The following is a 25,863-nucleotide window of genomic DNA, read 5'->3' as shown; positions in this document are numbered from 1 at the left end:
GGAAAAAGTCATATATGTATCGCGACGATTGGCGCGTTCAGAAGTCCAGCCCAAGGTCCAGCACCTGCGCCGAATGGGTCAGGGCACCAGACGAGATGTAATCCACACCCGTCGCCGCGACCTCGGCAATGCGGTCCAGCTTCATGTTGCCCGAGGCCTCCAGCACCACGCGACCGTCGGTCATTTTCACAGCTTCGACAAGGGTTTGCCTGTCCATATTGTCCAGCAGAACCACATCGGCCCCACCTTCGTCCAGCGCCTCGGAGAGCTGGTCCAGCCGGTCGACCTCGATCTCGCAGCGGATCATGTGGGACGCGCTTGCCTTGACCGATTGCAGCACCGGGCGGATGCCCCCGGCGGCGGCAATGTGGTTGTCCTTGATCAGGATGGCGTCCGACAGGCTGAAACGGTGGTTGAACCCGCCGCCATGCAGCACCGCCTGTTTTTCGACGATCCGCAGCCCCGGCGTGGTCTTGCGGGTGCAGGTCACGCGGGTCCGGGTGCCGCGCGTTTCGGCCACGAAGGCGGCGGTCAGCGTGGCGATCCCGGACATGCGCCCGGCAAAGTTCAGCGCGACCCGTTCGCCCGACAGGATGGAGGCCGCGTTGCCCGTGATCTCCATCAGCTGATCGCCCGGCGCAACCGTGTCACCGTCGGCTTTATGCGCCGTGATCTTCAGCGCCGGGTCCACCAGACGGAAGGCCAGCGCGGCGATTTGCAGGCCCGACACGACGCCGGGTTCGCGGGCGTTCAGCCGCGCGGAATAGGTGGTGCCGGCGGGAATGACCGTGCGGGTGGTGATGTCGCCATAGGTGCCCAGATCCTCAAGCAGCGCGGCGCGCACGAGGGGTTCAAGGATCAGGTCGGGCAGGGGAGTATGGGTCACGCCGGTTCCTTTCGGGTCGTGGTGTCGCGGATCGCGAGCGCATCTTTCAGGGTCATCAGCGACCTTGTGCCGGTTGCGCCGTCCGCCTGCGGATAGTCCGAGCGGAAATGCGCGCCCCGGCTTTCGCGGCGCATCAGCGCGGCAGCGGCGATCAGGGTGGCGGTGGCGGTCATGTTGGCCAGCGCCTCGCAGTCGGGCTGCGCGGCTTCGATGGCGGCGATTTCGGTCAGGGTGCGGGTCAGGCCCTCCGCCGTGCGGATCACGCCCGCGCCATCGGTCATCGCCTGCCGCAGCCGGGCAACCAGCGCGGGATCGGGCGTTTCGGCGGCGGGCAGGTCGGGCAGGGTGACGGGCGCGGCATCTGCGGGGGAGGGCAGGGCGGCGTCAATCGCAAGCGCACAGCGGCGGCCATAGACCAGCGCCTCTAGCAGCCCGTTCGAGGCCAGCCGGTTCGCCCCGTGCAACCCGGTCGAGGCGACCTCTCCACAGGCCCAGAGGCCGGGCAGGGTCGTGGCGCCTTCGCCATCCGTCGCCACGCCGCCCATGTGGTAATGCGCGGCGGCGGCCACGGGGATCACCTGCGTCAACGGGTCCAGACCCGCCTGTTGGCAGGCGGCGGCCACGGCGGGAAAATCCGTCAGGATCTTCGCACCAAGGGCCGCGCGGGTGTCCAGCGCCGGGGCCAGCCCTTGTTGTGTCTGGGCATAGACGGCGCGGGCCACGATGTCGCGCGGGGCCAGTTCGGCGTCTGGGTGGGCGTCCGGCATGAACCGCGCGCCAAGGCGGTTGACCAGCGTCGCGCCTTCACCGCGCAGCGCCTCGGTCGCAAGGGGGGCAGGGTCCAGCCCGCAGGCCATGGCGGTCGGGTGAAACTGAACGAATTCAGCGTCAGCAATTTGCGCGCCCGCGCGGGCGGCCATGCCGATCACCTGCCCACGGATGCGCGGCGGGTTCGTCGTCAGGGCATAAAGCCCACCCGATCCGCCCCCGGCCAGCAGAACGGCGGCACCGCGCAGGGTGACGCTGGCGCTTTGACCCTGATCACAGCGGGCGACGGCCACGCCGGTGACGCGGCCCTGAGTGACCTCAAGCGCCGTGGCCATGACGCCTTCGAGCACCTGGATATGGTCGGCCTCGCGCACCTGAACGGTCAGGGCGCGCATGATCTCGGCCCCGGCCTGATCGCCCTGCACGCGCACCACGCGGGCAAAACTATGCGCGGCCTCGCGCGACAGGACATAGGACCCGTCCGAGGTGCGGTCGAAGGGCGTGCCCAGCCCGGTCAGGTCAAGGACATGATCGCGCGCCTCGGCTGTGACCGAGGTGGCGACGCCCGGATCAACGGTGCCCGCACCGGCGGTGACGGTATCGCGGGCATGGGCATCGGCGCTGTCCGCCGGATCCATCGCCGCCGCAACGCCGCCCTGCGCCCAGGCCGAGGACGCACCAGCGCCCAATGCCTCGGGCGAGATCATCAGCACGGGGTGCGGGGACAGTTTCAGCGCCGCATATTGCGCCGCAAGGCCCGCGCCGACGATGATCACGCGACCCGTATTGATCGGCGTTTCGGTCGGGGTCATCGCCCTAACCGGCCATCTTGGCGGACAGGTCGATCATGCGCTGAACGGCGATGCGGGCCTTGTCGGCAACCGCCGGGTCGACCTCGACCGCGCCCTGCATGGTGTGCAGCGACCACAGCACCTTTTCCAGCGTGATTTTCTTCATATAGGGGCACATGTTGCAGGGCCCCACGAAATCCACGTCCGGCAGCGCGTCCGAGATGTTCGAGGCCATCGAACATTCCGTCACCAGCATCGCCTTTTCCGGGCGCTGCTGCGTCACATAGTCGATGATACCGCTGGTCGAGCCGGAGAAATCGGCCTCGGCCACGACATCCGGCGGGCATTCGGGATGCGCGATGATCCGCGTGCCGGGGTTCCATTCGCGGAAATCCTTCAGGTCCTGCGCGGTGTATTGTTCGTGCACGATGCAGGCACCGTCCCACCAGACGATGTTCTTTTCCGGCACAAGGTTGGCGATGTTCTGCGCCAGATATTTGTCCGGCGTCATGATGACCGTGTCGCTGTCCATCCCGCGCACGATCTGCACCGCGTTCGAGGAGGTGCAGCAGATGTCGGATGCGGCCTTCACCTCGGCGGTGGTGTTCACATAGGTGACGACCGGCGCGCCCGGATATTTGGCACGCATTTCGGCGATACCTTCGGCGGTGATGCTTTCGGCCAGGGAACAGCCGGCGTCCATGTCGGGGATCAGCACCGTCTTGGACGGATTCAGGATCTTCGAGGTCTCGGCCATGAAATGCACGCCGCACTGGATGATCACGTCTGCCTGTACCTTGGTCGCCTCAATCGCCAGCTGAAGGCTGTCACCAACCACGTCCGCGATACCGTGGTAGATCTCGGGCGTCATGTAGTTATGCGCCAGGATAACCGCGTTGCGTTCCTTTTTCAGCTTATTGATCGCCGCGACATAGGGCGCAAATATCGCCCAGTCTGGGGGCGTCACGACACGGTCTATCCGGGCGAAAATGTCAGCATTTGCCTTGGCGATGTCGGTGGACGGAGATAGATCGTAGTGATCGGCGAGTTCGGCGCGCAGCGCGATCTGGTCGAGCAAAAGCGGAGTTCCTGAGGTTACTTCGGGCCGCCGTGGAGGGCGCGACCGCACGCGGGTGGCGTCGGCTAAGAGGTGTTTACGGGTCGGCTTACCTTAGGGCAAGTGTGCGGGGCGTCTTATTTCAATGACGCACGCTAACATGTACCGAAAGCCACCGTCATACGATTATGGGCTCAGACGTCGGTGCGCGGGCAAGACTTTGGATCCGGTCCAGAGGCGAAGCGGGCTTTCAGCAGGCATTCGTCGTATTCCGAGCGAACCTCGGAATCGAACACGATGCCGCCGCCTACGTTGAAGACGGCCTCTCCGCCTGCGTGCAGTGTGAGGGTGCGGATGGCAACATTGAAGCGCATCTCGCCGGACGGAGCGACGAACCCAATGGCCCCGCAATAGATGTCACGCGGACGACTTTCCAGCGCACGCAGGATCTGCATCGCACGGATCTTCGGAGCTCCGGTGATCGAGCCGCAGGGAAAGAGCGCAGTGAAAGTATCGGAGACGGTCGTCTCCAGTGCCAGCCGCGCCCGAACGCGGCTGACCATCTGATGCACTGTGGGATAGCTTTCGATCCGGAACATCTCGGGTACATGCAGCGTGCCCAATTGGCAGATGCGCGAGATATCGTTGCGCAGCAGGTCGACGATCATCAGGTTCTCGGCTTGGTTTTTCCCGTCCTGTCGCAAGGTCTCGGCAAGGGCGGCGTCTGCCTCGGGCGTCGATCCGCGCCCGATAGTGCCTTTCATCGGATGGGTCTCGATCCAGCCTTCCGCGTCTACCTGGAAGAACAGTTCAGGCGACCGTGAGAGGATGATGGGCCCACCCAAGTCGATCAGTGCAGCATAGCGGACCGGCTGCCTGGCGGTCATTTCTTCGAACAGCGCTATCGGATCTCCCGACCATCGCGCGGAGAACGGGAAAGTCAGGTTCGCCTGGTAGCAATCGCCTGTGCGAAGGTGCCGGTGGACCCTTTCGAAACGCGACCTGTAATTCTCGAAGGACCATTCTGGCCGGACATCCGTCAAAGTCGCCTTGCCTGTTGCCCGTGTCCCTACCGATCCAGTCTCGGGCGCGTTGAAGACCCCCATGAGCACGAGCGGCAGGCGGCGGCCTCCGGGCATGATGTCACGCAATTTCGGCTCGAGTGCGTAACCGGCCTCGTAGCTCACGTAACCGGCACACCATTTCCCGGCCGCACGTGTGCGTTCCATCCGGTCGAGCGCGGCCTGGACTTCGTCCGGATGGTCAGCGCGGATCACCTCGCGTGGTATGGCGAACCGCATCTCGGTACCGGTGAGGTCATCGCGCAGCAGAATGCTTGGCCCGTCCGCGCGATAGGCTGCTTCAGGCCTGTCCATCGGGAGCCGTGAAGGCCTGGGCCTGATCGTAGTCTACAGCGAAGCGCAGTTCGCGCAGGGGTTTCACCCGGCGGATCGATTCCGCGTAGGTTTCGTGCGCCTTGTAGGCAGCCAGGGCCGCATCATCGGCGAATTCGCCGTAGACGACGACGTCGATTTCCTTGCTGTTTGGATCTGACTTCCGATTGAGCGAGATTTCGAGGTGCTGGGCATGCGGGATGCCGGTGAGCATCTGGAGCCCTTTTCTGATAGATTCGATATTGTCGTTGTTGATGGCGGTGAAGAAGACGATGTGGCGGATCATGGCAATCCCGGTTGGTTTCTGAGAACATGCGGATGCTCCCGACGCGTGGCCCGGAGTCGTCCGCAGACCGAGTTGTAGGGTCTGCCTCGCGTCGTTCAACCGGATAGTGCTGGGTCATAAAGGTGTGTGTCACCTGACCCTAGCCTGCCTTCTGGTCCTTCTCTGACCGGCGTCGCGCCATTCAAGAAGACTGGTGCCGACTACGATACGGCACCCAAACGCGACCACGGCTTCAACGTCGACCTCGGCAAGGATGCATATGAGGACGATCCGTCCCTGCAGGCCACAATTTGTGGTCCCAAAGGCGCTGGCCTGCTCCCCTTGGTGTCCGCGTACTTCAACTCGTTCTGTTTAGGTTTTGTCGTCGCATCGGTCAGGGTCTGCCCTAGGGTCTGGACCCATTAATCGGCTTGCGACCACCTTGTCGGCGTGATTCACGCTCCCAAACTGATGGGGGCATGATGAGCAATCTTTTCTGGCTGAGCGACGAGCAGATGGCGCGGCTGCGACCGTTCTTTCCAAAGAGCCATGGCAAACCGAGGGTCGACGATCGGCGGGTCTTGAGCGGTATAATCTTCATCAATCGTAATGGCTTGCGTTGGTCCGATGCGCCCACGGAGTATGGTCCACCGAAGACGCTCTACAACCGATGGAAGCGCTGGAGCGACATGGGAGTTTTCGCCCGGATGATGGAGGGGCTTGCTGCCGAGGGCGCCGACCGGAAGACAGTGATGATCGACGCCACCTATCTCAAGGCGCACCGCACGGCTTCGAGCCTGCGGTTGAAAAAGGGGGGCGTGGCAGGCTGATTGGGCGAACGAAGGGTGGCATGAACACCAAGTTACATGCCGTCACGGACACGAACGGCCGCCCAATCAGGTTTTTCATGACAGCCGGCCAGGTCAGCGACTACACCGGCGCGGCAGCCCTGCTGAGCAGCCTGCCTGGGGCAGAATGGTTGTTGGCCGATCGGGGTTATGACGCCGACTGGTATCGTGAAGCCTTGCAGGACAAGGGCATCAAGGCCTGCATCCCGGGCCGAAAGTCCCGAGGCAAGCCCGTCAAATACGACAAGCGCCGCTACAAGCGGCGCAACCGTATCGAGATCATGTTCGGAAGGCTAAAGGACTGGCGCCGCGTTGCGACCCGCTACGACAGGTGCCCGAAGGTCTTTCTGTCCGCCGTGGCTCTCGCTGCAACTGTCATCTTCTGGCTTTGAGAATTAACGAGTCTGGAGCCTAGGGGCGGCCCTTTCCCTGTTTCAGGGAAGGCTGCGCTGTACCCGGGAACCCCTGCCTTCGGCCGGCGTCCCCGGGAAGGCGTCAGGACCGCAAGCGGTCCTGACGGGGGATATCAGAGATCGCCTGGAACAGGTCTGCCGGCCAGCCTCAAGGGGGCCATCCGGAATAACAGTCGGGCTACGCCCGCCGGTTTTTCCGGCAGAGATTTGGGCCGAGCCAAATCTGGCCGCCCTTGACCCTGTCCGTCAGCCCCGTCGGTGGAGGGATGCGCCGCCCCTCGCTTCCGTCCGAACACGGGTCCGTGTTCGGCCAGACCCTCGGGCGCGGGCATGACAACGGGCGGCCGAGGTGCGGTTGGAGATGGTCGGGTTTTCTGGGCCCTTCGGGCCGGGCCTCGCACCTGCGGTGCTCGGCTCGAAGCGGAATTCAAGGTCGCCTGGGGGCAATCTGCAATAATATTGTATTGACCGGTAAATATAGTTTCGTATGATGAAGGCGACCTTGAATGAAGGTGGCAGGAAATAGGGGGGCTTTCTTCGTATGAGCCGGACCAAGAGACTGACACAGACGGAGCGGGCGGAGATTATCCGTGAGGCCGCAGCAGGTGTGGGGACTTCCGCGCTCGCGGAGCGGTTCGGGGTCACGCCGCGGGCCATCCAGTACACGTTGAAGGCGGACGAAGAACGCCAGAAGGATGCGGCCGTGGCGACGGCCGCGGTGACGGTGAAGCTGACACCAGAAGAGCTTGCTGCGCTGGATGAGGTGCTGTCCGCGGCGGGGATCGAGACCCGCACGGAGGGGGTCCGGCGGCTGATCCAGGCGGCGGGGGGAACGTTCGTTCCGGACGCGAATCTGGCGGCTGAGATGGCGCGCTACCGGGCCTCCTTGCACGAGGTCGGCAACGGCGTCGTGCAGGTCGCCAAGCAGATGATGAAAGCCAGCCGGGAGGGGCAGGGGGAAGGCTCCGCGCCGAACGCAGAGTTGTCCGAACTGCGCCTCGTGCAGATGCGTGCGCTGGCGCGGTTCATCCTCGATTCCGCTGACGAGATCGACCTGCTTTTGCGCCGTCGTCGGGATGGGATGCGGCTCTCCGCCACTGCCGCTCTGAGGGAGTTCGCCCATGCGGCTGAATGATGCCGTCCATGACGTCACCGGAGAGATCTTCCGGGATGGCTGGAGCCGGATACGGGGCTCGATGCAAGGGCTGCAGGCGTCCCGGCAGAGGCAGCTCGTGCGCGCCGCTGCGGGGCATCGTGCGGCGGTCTTCAAGGCGATCCGGGGCGGGGGCACGCATTCCAAATCCCAGCTCATGAACCAGCTTGATTACCTCACCACCAAGTCCTCGCATATCGTGGACAGCAGCGGGTTCCTGGATGGGAAGACGAGGCTTGAGGGATCGGAGATCAAGGACCTGACGGAGCGGTTCGCCAAGCGCTGGAGTGCGGGGTTCAAGCCCAAGCTCGGACAGACGACGCATATGCTGATGTCCTATCCGATCGGCACCCGGGGCGAGGACGTGCGCGACATCACCGCCAATGTCGCCGAGCGGTTCTTTCAGTCCGAAGAGGGACATTTCGACTACATCATCGCGGTGCATGAGGATCGCGATCACCCCCACGCACATATAGTTTTGAATCGCCGGTCGCAGGAGGGTGAGTTCTTCTTCCTGGGTCGCGATCACCGGTTCAACTACGACGATTTCCGCCTCGCCATGGTGGAAGAGGCCGAGCGGTTCGGCGTGCGTCTGGAGGCCACGCGGCGGCTCGATCGGGGTGTCGTGCACTACCCGCCGCGCACCCGCGAGGTCTATGCGGCCAAGGTTGAGGGGCGGGCCGCGGAGCCACGGCCACGGGTCGGGGCCGATCTTGATCGCGCCCTCGAAGAGATCGCAAACACCCGGATCATCTATCACTCGCTTGCCGCTGAGGCCTCTGCGGACAACCGCGAGGACATCGCCGATGCCCTGTTCCGCTCGGGAGAGCTTCTGGCCAAGGGCGGCAAGCTGACTTTGGAAGGAGGCGTCTACATGGCAGAGGAGCAATCGTTCGAGGATCTGAGGACCCGTTATGCCGATCAGGTCGCGCGCGTCCAGGGCATGATCGATGCGAAGCCGGAGGCCGAACGGCCGCGGCTCGAGCGCAGCCTCAACGAGATCCAGTCGCGGCTCGCGCATATGCAGCCGCTAGGGCTCAGATCCGTGACATTGACCGAAAAGCCCTCGGAGGGCGGGGTCTATTCCGAGACCAATATCGATGCGGCCCGGCTCGACCGGTTGCGAGACCCCGAGGTGCGGGCGCAGGTCGACACCGCGCTGCGCGGGACCGGGATCAGTTCGTCCGTGGTGGTCGCCCGGATGGAAACCGGCGCGCAGAACGCCGCGCTCGAGCGGCAATGGATCGCTGACGATCTGGCGCGGGTGGCCGAGAGGGACGGTCTCAACCTCGAGCGCCGCGCGGATCTGGAGACGGCGCGCGAGACCCTCAACCGGGCCCATGTCCAGCTCGGCGTCGCGCTGGAGCGGGCAGGGGTCTTGCGTGAGGACGGTGTCGTGGAAGATCGCACCGTGACGGAGAGGGTCCATTATCATCGGGACGCCACTGAGGACATGGAGCGCGCCATCCGCCAGGACATGCGTTCGGAAGGTCTGACCGAAGACCAGATCGAGGCGCGGGAGTGGGAGATCGTCTCCCGCGCGGAGCGGCGTATCGAAGAAGAGCAACGCAGCTACCTCGATGCGCATCCCGAACTGCTCGCGCGCCCGGGCGACGTGATCGACCGGTCCGAGCCCTACCGGGAGCGCATCACCGACGAGGCCCGGGCCCGCGAGATCACCCGCGAAGTCGACCGGATCATGGAAGGTCGCGACGCGCGGACCCCCGTTGCGGATGCCGTCACGGACGAGTTCCGCGCGCGCTATCCCGATATGCCGTCGCATCTCGCCCGCGGGCTTGGCGCGACCTATGCTTCCGTCACCGATCTGCGCGACACCGAGGCCCTCAACCAGGTCCGCCGCGACAACGAGTTGCGGGAGGTGGCGCTCGACCTGCGCGACGGGCGGCTTTCGGACGCGCGCGAGGGGGACGCTGTCGAGGGGGCACCGATCGCCGATCCGGACATCCGGCGGGTCGTCGACCATGAACGGGCCGGCAATCTGCAGTCGCCGTTCCAGGACGACGGTCAGCGACTGACCTACCGCGACGCCGTCGAGCGCGAGCTCGACGCGGCGCAGATCGACCGGCTGCGGGACGGGGATGTCGACGTGCTGAAGACCCAGATCGAAGACCGTCTCGATCGGCTCTACGCCGCGAAGACCTACCTGCAGTCGGACGCGGCCACCGCCAACAGCGAGGCGACCCGCGCCGTGGTCGAGGAGATCGCCGACCGCGAGTTCGAGCTCCACCGCGCCGATCTTGTCGATGGCGAGACCGAGCGCGGGGAGACGCACTGATGGGAGGGGTAGGGAAGGGCCGCCTCGCCCTCGGCGTCGCGCTGGTCACACTGGTCGCTATCGCGATCGGCTATGTCATCGCCTCGGCCGTGATCAGTTTCCGGGACCTGGGTTTCCGGGCCGAGATCGACTTCTTCTATATCGTGCAGAACTACCGCGCCATCGGGGCCGCCCGTCCCGACGACTTCCGCCTGATCAACCTGATCATGGGCGGGGCCGGGGTGGCGGGCCTCATGATGAGCCTTGCGATGTCGGGCTCGGCGCTCACCCGGTTCGGCTATACCCATTGGCAGACCCGCCGCGAGATGAAGCGGAACGGCTTCTTCGGCGCGCCGGGCACGGGCTTTGTGATCGGCAAGCTTGGAAAGCCAAGCTCGCGTGCGCCGTTCCTGTGTTCCAAGACCTTTCCCCATGCGTTGATCGTAGCGCCGACCGGGCGCGGCAAGACCACCGGCTTCGTCATTCCGAACCTCCTGACCTGGCAGGGCTCAGCGGTGGTGCTCGACGTAAAGGGAGAATGCTTCGAGGCCTCGGCCCGCCACCGGGCGGCGCAGGGTGACGAAGTGTTCCGCTTCGCGCCCACGGATTGGGAGGACAGGCGGACGCATCGCTACAACCCACTTCTGCGCATCTATGAGCTCAAAGACCCGGCCCGCCAGCAGATGGAGTTGCAGCTCCTGGCCACACTCTTCCTGCAGAACGACAACGACCGTGTTCAGGGGCTTCTCAAAGGGGGGATCGATCTCTTCGTCGCGGCCGGGCTACTCGCGTTCCAACGCCGCAGGCCGACGCTCGGCGAGATATACCGCATCGCCGCCTCGGGCGGGCAGAAGCAGAAGGAATATCTCGCGCGCGCCCATGAGGTCCAAAACGCCGCGGCGCGGCTGATCTTCACACGGCTGGCGTCCACCAACAACGATACGCTGACATCCTATGTCTCGCTCCTGATGACCTCGGGCCTCGATCAATGGCAGAACCCGGCGATCGACGATGCGACGGCGACCTCGGACTTCGACTTCCGGACGATCCGCAAGAAACCCTTCAGCGTCTACCTCGTCGTCCAGCCCCTCATGGTGAAACCCCTCGCACCTCTGATCCGGCTCTTCTTCTCGGACCTGCTGTCGGCGCTTCAGGACAAGGAACCGGGTCCGGACGAGCCCTGGCCGGTTATGATCATGCTCGACGAGTTCAACCGGCTCGGAAAGATGCCGATCGTGGCCGAGAGCATCGAGGTGCTGCGCGCCTATCGCGGGCATCTCGCGGTGGTGACCCAGACCATCCCGGCCATCGACGAGATCTACGGCGAGAACACGCGGCGCGCCTTGCAGGGCAACGCCGGGATCAAGCTCTACCTGACGCCCTCCGACGAGAAGACCGTCGAGGAGCTGAGCAAGGCGGTCGGCAAGACCACGAAAACCGTCGTCACGCGGTCCCGCGCGGTCGGGAAGAACCCGTTCGAGGGCCGCAGCCAATCGGAGCGGACGGAGGAGGTGTCGCTCCTGCCCGAGGATGAGGCGCGGCGCCTGCCGCTCGACGAGATCGTCGTCGTCGTGGACGCCCAGATGCCGGTCCGGGCCAAGCGCGTGGTGTATTTCGAGGACCCATTCTTCAAGGGCATCCATGCCGCCCAGGAGGGGGAGCTACCCTTCCCGACGGGGCCGGTCCCTCCGATGGGGGAATTGCCCCTGAGCGTCAGGGCGATGCCCACGGCGCCGCGGGGGTCAGGTCTCACGGAACGTGATTTCGAGGCCAGGATGGGGCTAACAGAAGGCGGAGGGATTGCACCCCTTGAGTCCGGTCCGGCTCAAGCGCCTCGGCGCGGCCGCGCCGCTGTTCTTGCGGATGATCAGCGGCAGATGGAGATGGAGTTCGGGCGGCAGGCAGATCTGGAGGTGGAGGCTGCGTCCGAAAACGACGTCGCCCGAGTTCAGGACGCCGTGAGTGATCTCGAGCGGTTGGAGGCGGAGATGTCCGGTTCGGAAGCAAACGTCAGCGAGACGGGCGAGAAATTCGGGCTTGGCTGAGCCGCCATGCGGGCGACACGAAAGAATGTCGCGATGGTGTCTTGTGGCCACGGCCTTGAGCCGACCATTGTCACGGGTGAAGAAAGCCAGGGTCGTCGCGCTCTGGTCGAGGGGCTCGCTCAATCGTCGCAGGGTCGATCTCACGCATCGTCAACTGGGCGTTCACCCTGCGGGCCGCGGGGCCCGCACGAAACCACTTCGCGGCGGAAGCCAGGTTAAAGCGCGGACGACGCTGCCCCTTTGCCGGGTTTGCGGCCTCCATCAGAACCTCGATCATTTCATCGATGCGGTAGAGGCCACCCGCAACGGGGAGGGGCATCTTGCGCTGCTGGAGCGCCTGTCGCTTTATCTCGAGCTTCTCGGCGACATCCGCGAGAGACACCAGGTCGGGACGGACCTCGCGCAGGACTGTGCCTTGCGGCAGCGCCTTGATCAGAGCCCGCGCCGCTTCAAGGATCGCGCTCTCGGCCTCATCCCCTTCAAGTTCCAGTTCTACACCCAGAAGACCGGCGTGACCGGTGCCCACGAGCGCATCTTCAAAACCCGCCTCGAAGATCGCGTCAGAGAGCGAAAACGCATCGTGCTCTCCGTCGGGGAGTGCAAAGACCAGTTCGAATTCGAATTCTTCAGCCATTGGCATTACCTTCGTCGTTCTTCTGAAGCTTCACGCAGGCCAGGGCCTTCTGTCGGATCTTTTTCGCGAACTGCTGTGGATTCTTCGGGGTCGACCAGACAGACATCTGACAAAACTCGCCACAGCGGCAATCCTTATCGTTGGCCGGGCATCGGAGGATCCCCCACGCGTGCCCCTTGCCCTCAATAAGGTCCCATCCCAGCTCTTCGAGCTCCTGGATGACGGCCTCGATTTCCTTTGACGTGTGCTTCTTCCTTGGCACCCTAGATACCCCACTTTCTTAAATTGTCAAGTGACAAGTTAATAGCTCAGCAAAACGTCGCTGCAATTTACTGTCCGCTACCGGCAATTTCCCATAGGAAGCTTGCCGTCAAATGCTTTGATGTGAGAACGGGATACAGGACGGACGTCCCAGACAGAAACACCGGCGCGGATGCCGTTGCGTCTGATCCTGTAGCAGTGTGCCGTCCCCAGACGCGGCACGATGCCACCAACGCAAAACCATTCATGCTGTCTGTCATGATCCCAGCAGGCAGCAAAGGTTTGACCTGCGAACAGCCTGTTCCGGCTAGTCGTGCCACCTCCGGTCAACTCTACCGTCGGCCCAGCCTGTTCAGCCGTGCCAGTTGCGCAAGCATGCGGGCACCGGTGCTAGATGAGTCGCCTGAAGGTGCAGCCGGCGCACCACCCGCGGCATTAGGGCGGGTCGGGAGCGCCTGTACGCCGAGAAACTGCCTGGCCCGAAGCGCGGCATATTCGGCGCCTGTCGCGCCTCCGATGGCGTATCGGTTATAGACTTGCTGACTTCCTGCCAAGCCTCGGGCGAAGGCGTAGCTTCCGCCAAAGCCCGCCGAAAGCGCCGGCATCATGATGTTTCCGGAGACCGACCGGACGATGAAGGGCGTGGCGATGATGAACCCCTTGGCCATGAGGACCATCATGAAGAAGGGCAGGAGGGCGCCGATGTTCGAAGCCCCCTCCGGATCACCAAGTTCGGCGAGCAATGCGCGCGAGACCCCGGTGATGGTCGCGAAAACGCCGGCGATGACGATGGGGTAGATCGCGAAGGAAATCAGCGCCGAGAGCCATCGCGCGAAATAGTCCTTGGTCACCTCGAAGAGGGTCAGGAAGATCATCACCGGCGCGATCCCGATCAACAGCGTGATCATGAGCCTGGAGGCGACGACAATGAAGGCCGCCAGCCCTCCGAGGATCGAGAGCAGGAGAACGCCGAGCGTGTCGAGAAGCGCGCCGGCCATCCAGTTCAACTCGGAGCCTGCTGCGTTCAGGTAATCCCCAAGCGCCGCGATGAGCTGATCGAACTCCTCGGCGAAGGTTCCAGACGGACCTGGCATCCCGCCGCCGACCGACGCGACCAGCGATCCGGCGATGCTGTCTATCCCGTTCAGGATCGCGGATGCGAGTGCGTTGAACTGGACCCAGTTGGTCGCGAATATGCCAATCAGGCCGATCTTCACGGCGAGCCAGAAGGCGGTCCGGCCGTCCATGGAACGGTATTGGTAGATCATGTTGAGACAGACGAGGATGACCACGAGCGTCGTCCCGAGGACCAGCATCGTTCCGACCGTGGCGGCCACGGCCCCGAACTGGGTTTCCGCCGCTGAGTCCAGATAGCCTTCGGCCGTTTCCACGAAATACGCGACGACGCTCATGACCCGCTACCAGTTGCCGGCCGCGTCGCAGATCGGCATGGCCTGCTTTCGGAGATCGTTCGCCCGTCGGCGATAGTCTGACGTCGCCTCGACCACGCTCCAATAGTCAGTTGAGGAATAGAGATCAAAATAGACCGCCTCAGTTGCCTCCCAAGGCGGATACCGGGTGGCGCAGGTGCAGCTCTGCGCGTCGACGATGCGTTCCATGCTCTGAAACCGGTAGATTTGCTGGACCAGGAGCCGCTTGTAGGCGTCGCGCGCCTCTGTGTTTCGCATCCACTCCGGCTCGGGCGGCTGATCGGGGCAGACATCGGGTTGATTGTCGAGCGTCGGGACTAGGTCGCGCTCGGCCGATGCGATACTGCCCGAAAAAAGAAGGAATGAGCAGACGAGAATGGTGACGCGTGTCATGTCGCAGTCTCCGTCAGCCGGTCCGCGACCTCACGCTTGAGGAACGCGGTATAGCCGTAATCGCCCGCCTCGGCCGAGATCACCTCCCAGCCTTCGGCGCCCCGTTCGTTCAGGGCGCGCCGCATCTCTTCATAGTCCTTCTGCTTCTTCACCTTGCAGAACAGGATGTCGTACTCAAACTGCTTCATGCATTGTGCCTTTCCTGCAATTCGGTTCCAGGGAGATAGAATTCGGTGATGCCGCGTTCGCCGTCCTCGCGGCCGGCCTGGATAATCACGTCGATCGAGCTCTCGATGTATTGGATCATGTCCTGGTAGGTCATTGGGATCTCGGTCTTGAGCGCTGCGATGGCCAGCCGCTGGACGGCGAGTTGTGGGGTCTCGGCGTGGAGTGTTGTCATCGAGCCGCCATGGCCGGTGTTGATCGCCTCGAGGAAGGTCATGGCCTCTTTGCCGCGCACCTCGCCGAGGATGATGCGGTCGGGCCGCATGCGCAGCGTCGCGGTCAGGAGCACGTCGGCGGACTGGAACTCCGCGTCGCGGTTGGCGATGAGCGTTACGGCATTGGGCTGGGCGGGCAGCAGTTCCGCCGCCTCTTCGATGGTGACGATACGTTCCTCGTCGGGAACGTAGGAGAGGATCTTGCGCGCCGCGACGGTCTTGCCGGTCGAGGTGCCGCCGGAGACGATCATGTTGAGCTTGTTTTCGACGCAGAAGCGGATGGCCGCGTAGATGTCACCGGAGGCGACGACCTCGCGCAGCGCGCGGTTCTTCTCCTGGCGCAGTTCCTCGAGCTTGCGTTCTTCGCCGTAGAGGAAGCTGAGTTCGATCCGGTCGAGCGGCAGGTTGGAGAAGAATCGCAGCGAGATCGACATGCCCGCGAGGACGGCGGGCGGGGTCACGACCTGGGCACGGATCGGTCGGCCCCGATAGGTGATAGAGACCGAGACGATGGGCTTGTCCTTGCTCATCGTCGTATTGGCCGACGACGCGATCTGGTTGCCGAGATCGCGCAGCTCGGTGACGCTCAGGCGCTGGTCCAGCGCGCGCATGAAGTGATCCCCTTGGAACTCACCCCAGCAAGAGCCGTCGGGGTTGATGCATATCTCGATGACGTCGTCGCGACCGGCGTCCGCGAGCTTGTCGAGTGAGGTCTGCAGATAGGAGAGCGTCATCTCAGAAAATCTCCAGATCCCGGTCGACCATGACGGTGACGCGTGCGCCTTGGTCGACGTAGATGACGGGCCCGATGGCGAGATATTCGCCGATCACGGAATCGGTGGCGTCCGCCAGGTCATCGCCCACATCTTCAAGTACGTCTGCGGTGGTCTCATCCTCGACCTGGGCGGCGGCCACACTCGGGGCGGCCGAAATGATGGAAATCAGCGCGGCGGAGCCGAACCGCTCGTCAAAGCGGGTATCAACAAAACCGGTGACACCCGAACGGCCCAACGCGTCTCCCCCGAAGGAGCTGATCTGGACGGTCTGGTTGTTTGGTAGAATGATCCGGTCCCAGGCGATGGTGACGCGCTTCTGGGCTATCTCGATGCCGGAGCGGTAGCGTCCAATAAGGCGCGAGCCGCGCGGGATCAGGAGCCGTGAGCCGTCATAGCTGAAGACGTCTTCGGAGATGATGGCACGGGTCTGTCCGGGGAGCGAGCTGTCGAGTGCGGTCTCCATCACGGCCTGGATCATCGTGCCCTGGATGACCGTGTTCGAGGGATTTGCGATGACTTCGGCTTGTGTGATGGCGCTCGGCAACGCGCCGTTCAGCACGAAGTCTGTCACCTCGCCGAAGGTGCGTTCGGTGAGTTCTGTCTCGCCCGCATTGGCGCCGCCCGTTCCGCCGAAGGCGATAACGGGGGAGGAAATCCGCCGTTCCTGGAAGGCACGCTCCTCCTCGGCCCGGCGTTGCAGCTCGGCCAGCCGCCGCGCCTCTTCCTCACGTCGCATCCGCTCATCTTCGCGGGCGCGCAACTCTTCGTCGGTGGGTCCGAGCGGGGCGGGTGCCGGCTTGTTGGCCTCCAGCCGCGCGAGGTCCAGGTCCATACGCAGCTGTTGCAGCTCCCGATCTCGTGCGGCGAGTTCGGTCTGGAATTGTTCCTGAGCATTCTCGGAGGCGTCCTGTAGGGCTGCGATCCGTGCGGTCAGGGCATCGATCGCCTCCGCTGCCGCGCTGTCCGCCCCGGCGTCGGTGTCCGGCGCGTCGCGCAGTTCCTCGATCTGGGCCTGGAGTGCGGCGATCTGCGCCAGAAGTTCGGCGTTGGGTTCTGGTTCGACGAGAACGATCTCGGGTTCCGGGGCGGGCGGCGGCACGAAGGGTTCGATCTCTCCGAACCCGTCACCCTCGGTTTGGAACTCGTCCGGGGTGGCCGTCGGCAGGGCGACCTCTTGCCCCGGGCCCGAAAACAGCAAAAGGACCAAGCCGCCCGCCAGGATCAGTCCTGCGAGGAGGAGGGCGAGGAGCGGTGTGCGGCGTTTCGGAGCGGGTCCGTGGCGCGGGTTGCCCCGTTCGAGTGCGGCGAGGCGCTGTTCGAGATCCGGGTTGTTGTCACTCATGAGGCGGCCTCCGCGGGCGGCGTCGCCTCGATACAGACCACGTCCTCGCCCAGACGCAGCACCCATTGGCGCCCCACGCCCGAGACACGGATCACACCGTCTTCGACCGCGCCTGTGTTCACCGTGCGCTCGCGCCCGTTCGTGTAACGGAAGATCGCCGGGACGGGTGCGTTCCGTGGGAAGGCGAAATAGGTGAAGGTGCCGTCGTCCCAGACCCGGGTCGGCGTGAACTCCGTCCGTGCGCTGGCCCAGTAATTGGTGTTTGGCGCGGCGCGTGCGATGGCGTCGGCCGAGCGGCGATTGTCTTGCGGGTAGCGGAATTGCACGACATAGAAGGTTGGGCTCGAGACCTCGTTCACGTTGAAATAGTAACTCCGTCTGTTGGTGTAGACGGTCACGTTGGTATGGACGCCGCGGGCGACAGGTTTGATCGCAAAGGCGCGACCACCTGGGACGCCGTCGATCTCAAATCCTTCCGTGTCGCCGGCGATGATTGAGCGGATGCTCTCGCCTGTCCCGAACTCGATGGTCGTGACATGGGTCAGGGAAACGTTCAGCCTGTAGACCTGGCCTTCCTGGTAGGACGCGACCCGCACGCGGTGGTCGTTGGCTCCCCCGCGCGGGATCGCCTCGGCTGACGCGTGGGACGCAAACAGAGAGACCAGCAAAAAGGCCGCGACGAACGCCCGAGCGTGTCCGGCGTGTTTCGCATTGCCAATACCCTGGCGCGTCTCGCGCTTTTGGGACGCTGGCAAGGCGTTCCCTGATTTCTTGTTCCGGAAGCGCACTTACTGGTTCTCCAATCTGTCCGAGCGGATCGCGTATTCGACAACCGTGAAGCCAAACGGGTTGGTCCAGACCTGGTCGATGGAGCGGCTCTCCTCGGGGCGGAACTCGAAGAGGAGCGTCGCGGTGAAGAGCCCCGCCTGAACCCCCTGAATCGAGGTGAGGCGCTTGCGAAGCCGCACCGTGGCCCGGTTGTTGCCGATCAGGTTGATGCTGAGGATCTCGACGTCCAGACGAGCGTTGGGTCCATAGACGGTCGGGGGATAGTCGGCATTGGCCGAGTTCCAGATCTGGCGCAGTGAGGCCCCTGCTGCACGGTCTGAACGGCGCAACACGCTGCGGATGCGCACGTCATTGTCGAGCTGGTTGTAGACCTCGCGGTCGGTCACGTAGCGGAAGACTTCCGCCTCGATAATGGCGCGGTTCTCGGTGACGGTGGTGGCCCCGACGGTGGCTTCGGGGAGGGCGAAGCCGGTGGCGGGGTCGTAAGGTACCACTACAGGGGGCGGATCGACATCGAGGATGGCCACGGCGGCCGCGCTGAGGCAGCCCAGGATGCCAAAGCCAAGGCCGAAGAGTCCCAGGCGCTGCCAGAGCCGTTCCCGTCTCAGCGCGCCGTAGACCAGTTCCTCCTCGATGATGGCGGTTTCTTCGTCCAACAATCAGCCCTCAATCCGCGCTCAGTTCCGGGAGCGTGAACTCCATGAAGCGTTGTTCTTCGGCGATGGTGGCGGCATCGATCACGCCGCCGGTGCCATCTCCTACGGTCTGGATCGCTTCGAGCTGCCACATGGCGACGAGCGCAATGGCAAGCTCGGCCGTCACTCGCGTGTTGAGATCGACGCTCTCTTTGAGCTCATCCATGTCGTCGATGAGCCCGACGAGCCGGTCGACACGTTCCAGCGATTGCCCGGCATCCTCGTAGCTGTTCTGGGCCGCGGCCGAGACCAGCGCGCCGGTCGTGGCTTGCGTTGCCACGCGCTCGGCACCGGGATTGCCACTGCGGGCCATTTCCGAGAGCGTGTCCTCGTCGAAACCGAGATCGGCCAGCACTCTATCCATCTGGGTTTCGATTTCACTGGCGCCGGAACCGGTGAGCCCGGAAAAATCCCCTGTCTTGATCGCTTGAATCGTGGCGATGATGTCGCCGAACTCCTGGTCCAGCAGACCGTTCAGTTCGTCTTCCATCTGTGTCCGGATGATCTCGGGCAGTTCAGCGAGACGGGTCAGCGCCTCATATGTTCGTTGTAGCTCGGCGAGCTGCTCCGTGAGCGTTGCAAGCTGTTCGCGGAGCTGCACGAGTTGCTCGTTTTGCAGGATCTCGTCCTCGATCATCTGCCGGAGTTGCTGGATGTTTTGGGCGATGTTCTGGGTGTCCACGACCGGCACGCCCTGGGCCAGGACGGGGGCACTGGTCACGAAAGGTGAGCAAAGCGCCAAGACGCTGGCCAGGGTCAACGTGCGAAGTGGTGCTGAAATGAACATTCTGCGGGGCATCAATCCAGATCCTCCAATGTGAACTCCATGAATTCGTTTTCGGCAATGCGGGCCGCGGCCTGGGCCAATTGGGCGGCACTGAGCGGTTGGGTCCGTGCGGCTTTCAGGCGAATGCGCGCGGCCATCAGCCGGACCAGTTCGGCGCGGGCATAGGTGTTGAGTGCCATGCTCTCCTGGAGGTCCTCGGTGCCGCCGATCCGGGTGACGATGTCCTGGATGCGCAAGGCGGCTTGCCGGATGGCGGTGGGGGAATTGCTGCCGTAGAAGGCGGCCCCGAACCCGCTGAGCGAGAGATGGGCGTTGGCGAGAAGCGCGGGGTCGATCGTGCCGAGCGCCTCGATGCCACCGATCCGGGCAAGGTAAAGATTGTAGCGTTCGGGGATGACCGTGACGTAGTGCTGGGTCTCCTTGAAGGGCGGTACGCCGCCATATTCGAACACACGGCCAGGCCCGGCGTTATAGGCCGCTAGCGCGTTGACGACGTTGCCGTCGAAGGTGTTGAGCTGGGCCGCGAGGTAGCGCGCGCCACCCTCGACCTGCAAGTAGGGGCTGTCATAATATTCCGGGTTGATTCCGAGATCGCTCGCGGTGCCCGGCATGATCTGGGTGAGGCCGAAGGCGCCCACGGGCGAGCGTGCGCCGATGGAGAAGCGGCTCTCCTGCCAGATGAGCGCCTGCAGGAGGGCGCGCCATTGCACGACGGAAAGACCGGCCCGCCCGACCCCGGGCCGCCCGTGGGTTTCTTGGGCGACCCGGATGATCAGCTGCTCGATGTTTTCTGCCGCATCCCCGAACATACCCGCGCCGCCCGGATTGGGATCGACATCGCCGGAGCCATAGACCGCCGCCGCGGACCGGTCCGAAGCGCCGCTGCCGCTTTCCAGATCGGCGACCATGCCCGGAAGACCCTGGCCTCCGAAGCTCGTCTGAGCGTCGAGGATGGCGCGCAGCGTGGCGAGCTGTTCCCGTTCGATCTCGGTCAGCAACTCTTCGACGGTGAGTTTCTCACGCTGGACGGCGAGGTCGGCGTCCCGGTCGCCCGTCTCGACGATATCGCGGGCCGTCAGCCCGGAATCGTTGGTGGGAACGCCCTGGGCGAGCGCGGCCGCCGGTAGGAGAGCCGCCAGGAGGATATGTGCGACCCTAGACCTCAACGCCGTCTTCCGGGTTTCCGATGGGTGTGAAGATGCAATCCGGCTCGACCTGATCTAGCGAGGCGCGGAAGGCGAAGCAGTTGGCCTGGGGCTCGCGATATTCGGCGCAGGAAGAGAGAACGCCGAGTGCGGCGAGGAGGATGAGGGGTCGGATCATGAGAGCCTCCAGAAATCAGGTCTGTCGCGGTAGTCGGGGCCGGTGAGGGCCTCGCCCTTCTCCATGCCGCCGAGGATGGTGAGGAGGGGGCCGAGGGCGGAGAAGTCGGCATCGACCACCACGGAGCCGCTGTCGTCGCGGATGAGGGCGAGACGGCTGTCGCTGCCGGTGTTCAGGAGCACGTCGAGCTCTTTCTCGAAGAGGTTCAGCATCGCGTAGTCCGAGGCATGGGCCCGGATGTTGGGGAGCAGGATCTGCGTCGGCACCGCCTCGACGATGGTCTTGCCGGTCCGCGTGCGTTCGAGCTGGCTCGCATATTGCGTCATCATCACCGCGACGGTGTTCTGTTTTCGGGCGGTCACCAGCCAGTTCGAGAGCCGTTCGGCAAAGTATGGGTTGTCGAGCGCCTTCCATGCCTCGTCGATCACGATGATGGTGGGGCGACGGTCCTCGATCTCTCGCTCGATCCGGCGGAAGAGATAGGAGAGTACCGCCATGCGTTCCTTTTCGCTCTCGCTGTCAAGAATACCGGTCAGGTCAAACCCCACGACATCGCCATCAAGGGAGAAGGTGTCCTCGAGGCTCTGGCCGAAGATCCAGCCGTAGCGGCCATCCTCCGTCCATTCGAGGAGCCGTTGGTGCAGGTCGCCATTGTCGTCGGTCGAGACAAAGAGCGAGGCGAAGTCCTTCCAGTTCCGCAAGGCCGGGTTGGTGGCTGTGGCGTTCTGGCGGACCACCTCCTGGATGCGGTTGGTCTGGGCCGGGGTCAGGGGCTTGTCAGAGCGATAGAGGAGCGAGGCGAGCCAATCCGAGAGCCAGGCGGTGCCGCGCTCATCGATTTCGGTCCAGAGCGGGTTGAGACCGGTCGTCTGTCCCGCCTTGATCGAGGCGTAGCGCCCACCATTGGCGCGGACGGCCATCTCCATCCCGAGCCGGTAGTCAAAAACGAAGATGCGGGCGCCGACGCGCCGGGCCTGAGTCATCAGAAAGGCCGAGAGGACCGATTTACCAGAACCGGGACGGCCCAGGATCAGGGTATGCCCGCTGGTCGGTTCTTTCTCTGGCGAGCCCTGTTCGTGATAAGAGAAACGATATGCGCTCTGTTCCGGCGTCGGGAAGAGCGTGATCTCCTGGCCCCAGGGCAGCTGGTGTTTCTCCTTGCCGAGCTGGGTGCGATGAAGTGCTGCGAAATCCGCGAAGTTGCGGTTGGTAACGGCGCTGGCGCGCACCCGCTTCGGCTGGTTGCCCGGATGCTGGCTGAAGTAATGCGATTTCGCGGCCATCCGCTCGCCGATCATCTTCACGCCTTCGGCGGCCGCGGCGTTCACGATCTCGGCCCCGAGGGTTTGCAACTCGTCGAGGCTGTCGCAGAAGACGGTCACCACCATGTGGTGCTCACCGAAGCTCTGGCGTTTGGCCTCAAGATCATCATGCGCGATGTCGAGTGCCTCTAGGAGCGACAGAGCGGCGTCTTGCGAGGCTTGCATCTGGCGCTTCTGGCGTTTGATCCGGCCCGCCATCAGGTTCGAATTGATCGGTGTGAAGGAATGGGTGACGATCATGTCGACCGGCAGGTTCAGCATGTCGAACATGGTGCAGGTGGTACCTTCGGCATATTCGCCGATGGTGAAGCTCTTACCGAAGCGATGGCCGACCACGCCGTCAGAGAGCTCGAAATGATCTTCCAGAAACGTCACGCGAGTATTGGCAACGTTGTAGGCCAGAAACCCGTAGCGGTTTGCGGGATAGAGCGGCAGTTCGCGGCCGGTGTTGAGCGCACCGAGGAACCCGACCAACTCGCCAGAGGTCGCCGTGAGGATGCGGGGCTTGAGTTCCGCCAGGCCGGAGGTGAAGACCCCGACCGCCTCCTTGAGGCGTCTGAGCCGTTTCGCGGTCTCTTCCTTGAATCGCTCCGGTGCGGAACGGTTCACGAAGCCGAGGAAGCTTCTGGGCGGTGGGCGCTGGATGATTGTGAGTGTGAGGGTCTTGTCCCGGAGACCTGCCGAGGCCAGCTTTGCGCGCCAGGCATCATCCACCGCCGCCGCGAAGCCGTCCCCCTTGACCGGGAGCAGGTCCGGGGTGATCGACTTCGAGACCTTGTGCACGTAGTAGCTGAACTCGGGTCCCAGCTGCGCGATGATCCGGGCGAAGAGCGCCGTCACCTTGTCGAGATAGGCATCGTCCGTCGTGTAGCTGTTGACCCCGCTCAGCCGAACGCATTGTAAGAGTTCGTTGACCCGGGTCCGGACCGTATGGTCGTCGACCAGGCTGACATAGGGCAGCATATGCGCGAGGCGTTTCTCGCGGGCATACCAGTCTGGCATGAGGGTGCGTTCATCGACGGTCTCGTCCAGGGCTTCACTATGGCGCATAGCTGTCGCCCCCGTGGATGGACCGGTTCCGCGTCGGCGGCGTCTCCTGCAACGCCGTCATCATCACGTCGATGAAACGCGGATCCCAGTCAGCCGCTTTCCAGAGAACCGGATAGAGCACCGCCGCGATGCCCAGGACAACCAGGTGCTGCACCCAGACGAACAGCAGCACAGAGCCGAAGAGCCAGACCATGGCATACATGATCGGCAGGCCGAGGAGCTTCGGCGGGCGTACGAGGCCCAGAAAGAGCGGCGATCGTTCGGCCACGTTCGCCTCCTCTCACGACCCGAAGACGGCGGCAACGATGGTCGGCGCGGCCGCAACACCCGCGATGCCCACCAGCACCCAGAGGGCTTGGCGCAGATCGATGATGTTGAAGAACCAGCTGAGGAACACGCCGAGGACCGCGAGGGTGGCGATGACGACTCCAAGCGGTCCGGTCAGCGCGTCCACGATGCCCTGAAGCAAGCTCTGAATCGGTGAGAGGTCGATGCTCTGGGCCAGGGCCGGTTCTGCCGCAACGATGAGGAGAGCGGCAAGGGTGATCAGGGATTTCGTCAATGGCTTCATGGGGACGCTCCTTCCAGCCGGTTGAAGACGGCCAGCACCCGCTGGACGTGGTTTTGGGTTTCTCGGTAAGGGGGAATGCCGGAATGCTCGCGCACGGCGTCGGGCCCAGCATTGTAGGCGGCCAGCGCAAGACGAGCATCGCCGAACTCCGTCAACATCAGGGCGAGGTAGCGCGCGGAGCCATCGAGGTTCTGCCGCCAGTTGTTGGGATCAACGCCAAGCGCACGGGCGGTGTCAGGCATCAACTGCCCGAGACCGACCGCCCCGACATGGGAGACGGCGTTCGGATTGTACGCACTCTCGATCTCTATATTGGCGCGATAGAGGTGGAGCCAGTCCGTGACTGTGATATCGGCTGCACGGAGCCCAGGGTGGCTCGCGTAGCGCAGTCCGGTCTCCTCGATCGCGGCGAGGATATCCGGGCGTGGTGTGAGCGCGCGAGGGGCCAAGGCCGCGATGCGCACCCCTTCACGTCCCTCGGAGCGGCTTTCTTCGCCCAAGATGCGCAACCCGTCTGAGGTCGAGCCAACGCCGACCCCGTCATTGTAGTTGCGCGCGAACCGTTCCTGGGGGCGTGACGGCGAAAGAGAGCCGTCCCCCGCCATCACCAGGACCATGTCTGCCGATGCCGGGAAGCCCAGGGAGGAAAAGAAAAGGAGGCTAAGCCCGGCTGGCAGCCATCTCTTCGCTGGAGAGCTTGTGAACCGTCCGCTTGCCCTCTTCCAAGGGCACGTCGGCGTGTGAGAAACCGATTCCTTGCAGGAAGGAGATGACCCCGGTGACGGTCTTGATTTCGCGGATCTTGATGTCGTTGCGCGAGGTCCGGGTCCTGGCCGTAACCAGAAGTTTCTCGATTCCGTCGTCGCTGACGGCGCGCATGATCCAGACCCCATGCCAGTTGGGGCCTTTCTTGAAGGCGTCTTCCTTGCAGACAACTTCGACGCGATAGCCGCTGGCGACCAGATCGCGGAATCTGGGTTCGGTGACCACATTCGGGGCTTCTTTTTCTAGGTCCATCACCCGGATCACGTTCTCCAACAGGGCGAATGACCGGGCTTCAGGTGTTGAAACCAAGTCATACGATGATATATTATTGACGCACAAGATAAACTTTTGATGCGACAAGCGGATTCTTGCTCAATTAACGAATAGACGGTTCCCATGCATTTGATCAAGGAAATAGGGGGCTTGGACGCCCTCAGGTTGTGCACATCGACCGTGGCACAAGCTATACTTCTGGTCACGTGCCTGGTGGGTGAAGCCTCCGCCGCGTCCTGTTTGCCGCCGCCCAGGCCGTTCGTGCCAAGCGATTCCGAAGCCGCGCAAGCCTATGCCGATCTCATCCGCAGCGACTTTGAGCTCTACATCCGGGACATCCAAAGCTACTTTCGGTGCTTGGAGGAGGAGCGTGCCCGGGCGTTCGAAGAGGCGCGCGAGGTGAGCCAGGACTACGGACGCTTCCTGGAATTGATGGACGAGTGAATTGGCCGCGACCTTTTCGAAGGGCCGCCGTCTTGTGACATTCCGCCGTATCGGCGGCGTGCAATTCGGAGTCTCTATCATCATGTAAACGCTCATTATCCACTTTTTAGATAATCTATAAAGTAGATTAGCCCTGTCACAAGAGGTTTGTGACACGTGGCGAAAACGATCAGGAGTTCGGGACATGAAGCACTTCGCGACGCTTTGATTGCGGCGCGGAAGGTGGCTGGTTTAACGCAGGCGGAGCTCGCTTTGCGTCTGAGATGTCACCAGTCTTTTGTCGCCCGTCTGGAGAGCGGCGAGCGTAGGGTCGACGTGGTTGAGTTGATCGTACTCGCGCGTGCTCTGCAGATCGATCCGGTTACGCTATTGGCGGCAGCCGAGGCGGCGACGGATCTCGATCACCGGATTTAGGACGAGGCGATGGGATCGTCGCCTCTTATGGAGTGATGAGCTCAAGCCCCGGTGGGACCGAGGGGCAATGATAACAACGAATTGTTACGGGGCGCTGCGACGCACGGCCTCTGGTACAGGTGAACCGCGCCGGGTTTGCCGGAGGCTGATTTGTCTTAGTTACGCGGCCATGCCTGATGTTTCCCGAGCAGCGTAGAAGTTTGCCTCGGCCTCTGCGGGCGGAATGTTCCCGATGGGTTCGAGAAGGCGGCGATTGTTG

28 protein-coding genes are annotated in these 25,863 nt (G+C 63.6%); 6 read left to right on the top strand and 22 right to left on the bottom strand.

Annotated features, from left to right (window positions below):
• Window positions 1-37 precede the first annotated feature (37 nt).
• The 5 genes from nadC to ACU0DV_RS22925 form a co-directional block, all read right to left on the bottom strand.
• Complete coding sequence (gene nadC / locus ACU0DV_RS22945; protein ID WP_088652444.1) at window positions 38-886, bottom strand: carboxylating nicotinate-nucleotide diphosphorylase; 849 nt, start codon at window positions 884-886, stop codon at window positions 38-40.
• Window positions 883-2,466, bottom strand: coding sequence for an L-aspartate oxidase (locus tag ACU0DV_RS22940; protein ID WP_446273602.1), 1,584 nt, complete (start codon window positions 2,464-2,466; stop codon window positions 883-885). The genes nadC and ACU0DV_RS22940 overlap by 4 nt, the downstream gene beginning before the upstream one ends.
• A gap of 4 nt (window positions 2,467-2,470) precedes the next feature.
• Window positions 2,471-3,523: a quinolinate synthase NadA gene (gene nadA / locus ACU0DV_RS22935; protein WP_088652446.1), complete on the bottom strand. Its 1,053-nt coding sequence runs from the start codon at window positions 3,521-3,523 to the stop codon at window positions 2,471-2,473.
• 173 nt (window positions 3,524-3,696) lie between these two features.
• Window positions 3,697-4,878 (bottom strand): aminodeoxychorismate synthase component I, encoded by a 1,182-nt coding sequence (locus tag ACU0DV_RS22930; protein WP_143747362.1) that lies wholly within the window; start codon window positions 4,876-4,878, stop codon window positions 3,697-3,699.
• The gene (locus ACU0DV_RS22925; protein WP_088652447.1) at window positions 4,865-5,182 is read right to left on the bottom strand and encodes a Dabb family protein; all 318 of its coding nucleotides are present in this window, start codon (window positions 5,180-5,182) and stop codon (window positions 4,865-4,867) included. The genes ACU0DV_RS22930 and ACU0DV_RS22925 overlap by 14 nt, the downstream gene beginning before the upstream one ends.
• Window positions 5,183-5,643: 461 nt before the next feature.
• On the opposite strand from ACU0DV_RS22925, the gene ACU0DV_RS22920 reads away from it, so the two are divergent.
• The 4 genes from ACU0DV_RS22920 (at window position 5,644) to ACU0DV_RS22905 (ending at window position 11,895) form a co-directional block, all read left to right on the top strand.
• Window positions 5,644-6,401, top strand: a protein-coding gene (locus ACU0DV_RS22920) for an IS5 family transposase (protein ID WP_283984001.1) whose coding sequence is annotated in 2 segments (ribosomal slippage) — window positions 5,644-5,965 and window positions 5,965-6,401 — 759 coding nt in all. Because the reading frame shifts where the segments join, the coding sequence is not laid out codon by codon here.
• A 562-nt stretch (window positions 6,402-6,963) separates the two neighbouring features.
• Window positions 6,964-7,557 carry a helix-turn-helix domain-containing protein gene (locus ACU0DV_RS22915; protein WP_027264455.1) on the top strand — a complete coding sequence of 198 codons (594 nt, stop codon included), beginning with the start codon at window positions 6,964-6,966 and terminating at the stop codon, window positions 7,555-7,557.
• Entirely contained in the window at window positions 7,544-9,871 is a 2,328-nt protein-coding gene (locus ACU0DV_RS22910; protein ID WP_027264454.1) for a relaxase/mobilization nuclease domain-containing protein, read from the top strand. Before ACU0DV_RS22915 ends, ACU0DV_RS22910 begins: the two co-directional genes overlap by 14 nt.
• Entirely contained in the window at window positions 9,871-11,895 is a 2,025-nt protein-coding gene (locus ACU0DV_RS22905) for a type IV secretory system conjugative DNA transfer family protein (RefSeq protein ID WP_027264453.1), read from the top strand. The genes ACU0DV_RS22910 and ACU0DV_RS22905 overlap by 1 nt, the downstream gene beginning before the upstream one ends.
• Window positions 11,896-11,965: 70 nt before the next feature.
• Here ACU0DV_RS22905 and ACU0DV_RS22900 read toward each other — a convergent pair whose 3' ends face one another.
• The 17 genes from ACU0DV_RS22900 to ACU0DV_RS22820 all read right to left on the bottom strand — a co-directional run bounded on the left by ACU0DV_RS22900 (window position 11,966) and on the right by ACU0DV_RS22820 (window position 24,725).
• On the bottom strand, window positions 11,966-12,529 hold the full coding sequence (locus ACU0DV_RS22900) for a hypothetical protein (protein WP_017467933.1): 564 nt from the start codon (window positions 12,527-12,529) through the stop codon (window positions 11,966-11,968).
• A complete protein-coding gene (locus ACU0DV_RS22895; RefSeq protein WP_036051617.1) occupies window positions 12,522-12,791 on the bottom strand; it encodes a hypothetical protein in 270 nt (89 codons plus the stop codon). Before ACU0DV_RS22895 ends, ACU0DV_RS22900 begins: the two co-directional genes overlap by 8 nt.
• A gap of 331 nt (window positions 12,792-13,122) precedes the next feature.
• Window positions 13,123-14,202, bottom strand: a complete 1,080-nt coding sequence (locus tag ACU0DV_RS22890; RefSeq protein WP_027264452.1) for a type IV secretion system protein — start codon at window positions 14,200-14,202, stop codon at window positions 13,123-13,125.
• A gap of 6 nt (window positions 14,203-14,208) precedes the next feature.
• A complete protein-coding gene (locus tag ACU0DV_RS22885) occupies window positions 14,209-14,613 on the bottom strand; it encodes a hypothetical protein (protein ID WP_027264451.1) in 405 nt (134 codons plus the stop codon).
• Window positions 14,610-14,801, bottom strand: a complete 192-nt coding sequence (locus tag ACU0DV_RS22880) for a hypothetical protein (protein ID WP_027264450.1) — start codon at window positions 14,799-14,801, stop codon at window positions 14,610-14,612. The genes ACU0DV_RS22885 and ACU0DV_RS22880 overlap by 4 nt, the downstream gene beginning before the upstream one ends.
• Window positions 14,798-15,787: an ATPase, T2SS/T4P/T4SS family gene (locus ACU0DV_RS22875; RefSeq protein WP_027264449.1), complete on the bottom strand. Its 990-nt coding sequence runs from the start codon at window positions 15,785-15,787 to the stop codon at window positions 14,798-14,800. Before ACU0DV_RS22875 ends, ACU0DV_RS22880 begins: the two co-directional genes overlap by 4 nt.
• A gap of 1 nt (window position 15,788) precedes the next feature.
• Window positions 15,789-17,171 carry a TrbI/VirB10 family protein gene (locus ACU0DV_RS22870; RefSeq protein ID WP_271109760.1) on the bottom strand — a complete coding sequence of 461 codons (1,383 nt, stop codon included), beginning with the start codon at window positions 17,169-17,171 and terminating at the stop codon, window positions 15,789-15,791.
• Complete coding sequence (locus ACU0DV_RS22865) at window positions 17,168-17,839, bottom strand: TrbG/VirB9 family P-type conjugative transfer protein (RefSeq protein ID WP_446273608.1); 672 nt, start codon at window positions 17,837-17,839, stop codon at window positions 17,168-17,170. Before ACU0DV_RS22865 ends, ACU0DV_RS22870 begins: the two co-directional genes overlap by 4 nt.
• Before the next feature lie 120 nt (window positions 17,840-17,959).
• Entirely contained in the window at window positions 17,960-18,616 is a 657-nt protein-coding gene (locus ACU0DV_RS22860) for a virB8 family protein (RefSeq protein ID WP_088652949.1), read from the bottom strand.
• Between the two features lie 10 nt (window positions 18,617-18,626).
• Window positions 18,627-19,454, bottom strand: coding sequence for a type IV secretion system protein (locus ACU0DV_RS22855; protein WP_233152353.1), 828 nt, complete (start codon window positions 19,452-19,454; stop codon window positions 18,627-18,629).
• The gene (locus tag ACU0DV_RS22850) at window positions 19,454-20,587 is read right to left on the bottom strand and encodes a lytic transglycosylase domain-containing protein (RefSeq protein ID WP_408630835.1); all 1,134 of its coding nucleotides are present in this window, start codon (window positions 20,585-20,587) and stop codon (window positions 19,454-19,456) included. The genes ACU0DV_RS22855 and ACU0DV_RS22850 overlap by 1 nt, the downstream gene beginning before the upstream one ends.
• Before the next feature lie 10 nt (window positions 20,588-20,597).
• Window positions 20,598-20,765 (bottom strand): hypothetical protein, encoded by a 168-nt coding sequence (locus tag ACU0DV_RS22845; RefSeq protein WP_169726939.1) that lies wholly within the window; start codon window positions 20,763-20,765, stop codon window positions 20,598-20,600.
• On the bottom strand, window positions 20,762-23,137 hold the full coding sequence (locus ACU0DV_RS22840) for a VirB4 family type IV secretion/conjugal transfer ATPase (protein WP_271109762.1): 2,376 nt from the start codon (window positions 23,135-23,137) through the stop codon (window positions 20,762-20,764). The genes ACU0DV_RS22845 and ACU0DV_RS22840 overlap by 4 nt, the downstream gene beginning before the upstream one ends.
• On the bottom strand, window positions 23,127-23,405 hold the full coding sequence (locus ACU0DV_RS22835) for a type IV secretion system protein VirB3 (RefSeq protein WP_088652952.1): 279 nt from the start codon (window positions 23,403-23,405) through the stop codon (window positions 23,127-23,129). The genes ACU0DV_RS22840 and ACU0DV_RS22835 overlap by 11 nt, the downstream gene beginning before the upstream one ends.
• Window positions 23,406-23,417: 12 nt before the next feature.
• On the bottom strand, window positions 23,418-23,708 hold the full coding sequence (locus tag ACU0DV_RS22830; protein WP_009803468.1) for a TrbC/VirB2 family protein: 291 nt from the start codon (window positions 23,706-23,708) through the stop codon (window positions 23,418-23,420).
• Window positions 23,705-24,325 (bottom strand): lytic transglycosylase domain-containing protein, encoded by a 621-nt coding sequence (locus ACU0DV_RS22825; RefSeq protein WP_088652953.1) that lies wholly within the window; start codon window positions 24,323-24,325, stop codon window positions 23,705-23,707. Before ACU0DV_RS22825 ends, ACU0DV_RS22830 begins: the two co-directional genes overlap by 4 nt.
• A gap of 43 nt (window positions 24,326-24,368) precedes the next feature.
• Window positions 24,369-24,725 carry a hypothetical protein gene (locus ACU0DV_RS22820; protein ID WP_028093938.1) on the bottom strand — a complete coding sequence of 119 codons (357 nt, stop codon included), beginning with the start codon at window positions 24,723-24,725 and terminating at the stop codon, window positions 24,369-24,371.
• Between the two features lie 144 nt (window positions 24,726-24,869).
• Between ACU0DV_RS22820 and ACU0DV_RS22815 the strand changes: the two genes are divergently transcribed.
• The gene (locus ACU0DV_RS22815; RefSeq protein WP_223228095.1) at window positions 24,870-25,190 is read left to right on the top strand and encodes a hypothetical protein; all 321 of its coding nucleotides are present in this window, start codon (window positions 24,870-24,872) and stop codon (window positions 25,188-25,190) included.
• A 156-nt stretch (window positions 25,191-25,346) separates the two neighbouring features.
• On the top strand, window positions 25,347-25,604 hold the full coding sequence (locus ACU0DV_RS22810) for a helix-turn-helix domain-containing protein (protein ID WP_271109763.1): 258 nt from the start codon (window positions 25,347-25,349) through the stop codon (window positions 25,602-25,604).
• Window positions 25,605-25,863 lie beyond the last annotated feature (259 nt).

It is taken from the genome of Sagittula sp., assembly GCF_052825245.1.
Note: the sequence above shows the minus strand (reverse complement) of the source record. Positions and strands in the feature narration are given on the sequence as shown.

What these genes read in the sequence shown, in the direction of transcription:
- ACU0DV_RS22910 (WP_027264454.1), top strand. Translation starts at nt 7,544, where the DNA reads ATGCGGCTGAATGATGCCGTCCATGACGTCACCGGAGAGATCTTCCGG.
- ACU0DV_RS22840 (WP_271109762.1), bottom strand. Translation starts at nt 23,137, where the DNA reads ATGCGCCATAGTGAAGCCCTGGACGAGACCGTCGATGAACGCACCCTC.
- ACU0DV_RS22915 (WP_027264455.1), top strand. Translation starts at nt 6,964, where the DNA reads ATGAGCCGGACCAAGAGACTGACACAGACGGAGCGGGCGGAGATTATC.
- ACU0DV_RS22925 (WP_088652447.1), bottom strand. Translation starts at nt 5,182, where the DNA reads ATGATCCGCCACATCGTCTTCTTCACCGCCATCAACAACGACAATATC.
- ACU0DV_RS22890 (WP_027264452.1), bottom strand. Translation starts at nt 14,202, where the DNA reads ATGAGCGTCGTCGCGTATTTCGTGGAAACGGCCGAAGGCTATCTGGAC.
- ACU0DV_RS22830 (WP_009803468.1), bottom strand. Translation starts at nt 23,708, where the DNA reads ATGAAGCCATTGACGAAATCCCTGATCACCCTTGCCGCTCTCCTCATC.
- ACU0DV_RS22845 (WP_169726939.1), bottom strand. Translation starts at nt 20,765, where the DNA reads ATGATCCGACCCCTCATCCTCCTCGCCGCACTCGGCGTTCTCTCTTCC.
- ACU0DV_RS22870 (WP_271109760.1), bottom strand. Translation starts at nt 17,171, where the DNA reads ATGAGTGACAACAACCCGGATCTCGAACAGCGCCTCGCCGCACTCGAA.
- ACU0DV_RS22815 (WP_223228095.1), top strand. Translation starts at nt 24,870, where the DNA reads ATGCATTTGATCAAGGAAATAGGGGGCTTGGACGCCCTCAGGTTGTGC.
- ACU0DV_RS22820 (WP_028093938.1), bottom strand. Translation starts at nt 24,725, where the DNA reads ATGGACCTAGAAAAAGAAGCCCCGAATGTGGTCACCGAACCCAGATTC.
- ACU0DV_RS22855 (WP_233152353.1), bottom strand. Translation starts at nt 19,454, where the DNA reads ATGCCCCGCAGAATGTTCATTTCAGCACCACTTCGCACGTTGACCCTG.
- ACU0DV_RS22875 (WP_027264449.1), bottom strand. Translation starts at nt 15,787, where the DNA reads ATGACGCTCTCCTATCTGCAGACCTCACTCGACAAGCTCGCGGACGCC.
- ACU0DV_RS22885 (WP_027264451.1), bottom strand. Translation starts at nt 14,613, where the DNA reads ATGACACGCGTCACCATTCTCGTCTGCTCATTCCTTCTTTTTTCGGGC.
- ACU0DV_RS22880 (WP_027264450.1), bottom strand. Translation starts at nt 14,801, where the DNA reads ATGAAGCAGTTTGAGTACGACATCCTGTTCTGCAAGGTGAAGAAGCAG.
- ACU0DV_RS22905 (WP_027264453.1), top strand. Translation starts at nt 9,871, where the DNA reads ATGGGAGGGGTAGGGAAGGGCCGCCTCGCCCTCGGCGTCGCGCTGGTC.
- ACU0DV_RS22900 (WP_017467933.1), bottom strand. Translation starts at nt 12,529, where the DNA reads ATGGCTGAAGAATTCGAATTCGAACTGGTCTTTGCACTCCCCGACGGA.
- ACU0DV_RS22940 (WP_446273602.1), bottom strand. Translation starts at nt 2,466, where the DNA reads ATGACCCCGACCGAAACGCCGATCAATACGGGTCGCGTGATCATCGTC.
- ACU0DV_RS22930 (WP_143747362.1), bottom strand. Translation starts at nt 4,878, where the DNA reads ATGGACAGGCCTGAAGCAGCCTATCGCGCGGACGGGCCAAGCATTCTG.
- ACU0DV_RS22825 (WP_088652953.1), bottom strand. Translation starts at nt 24,325, where the DNA reads ATGGTCCTGGTGATGGCGGGGGACGGCTCTCTTTCGCCGTCACGCCCC.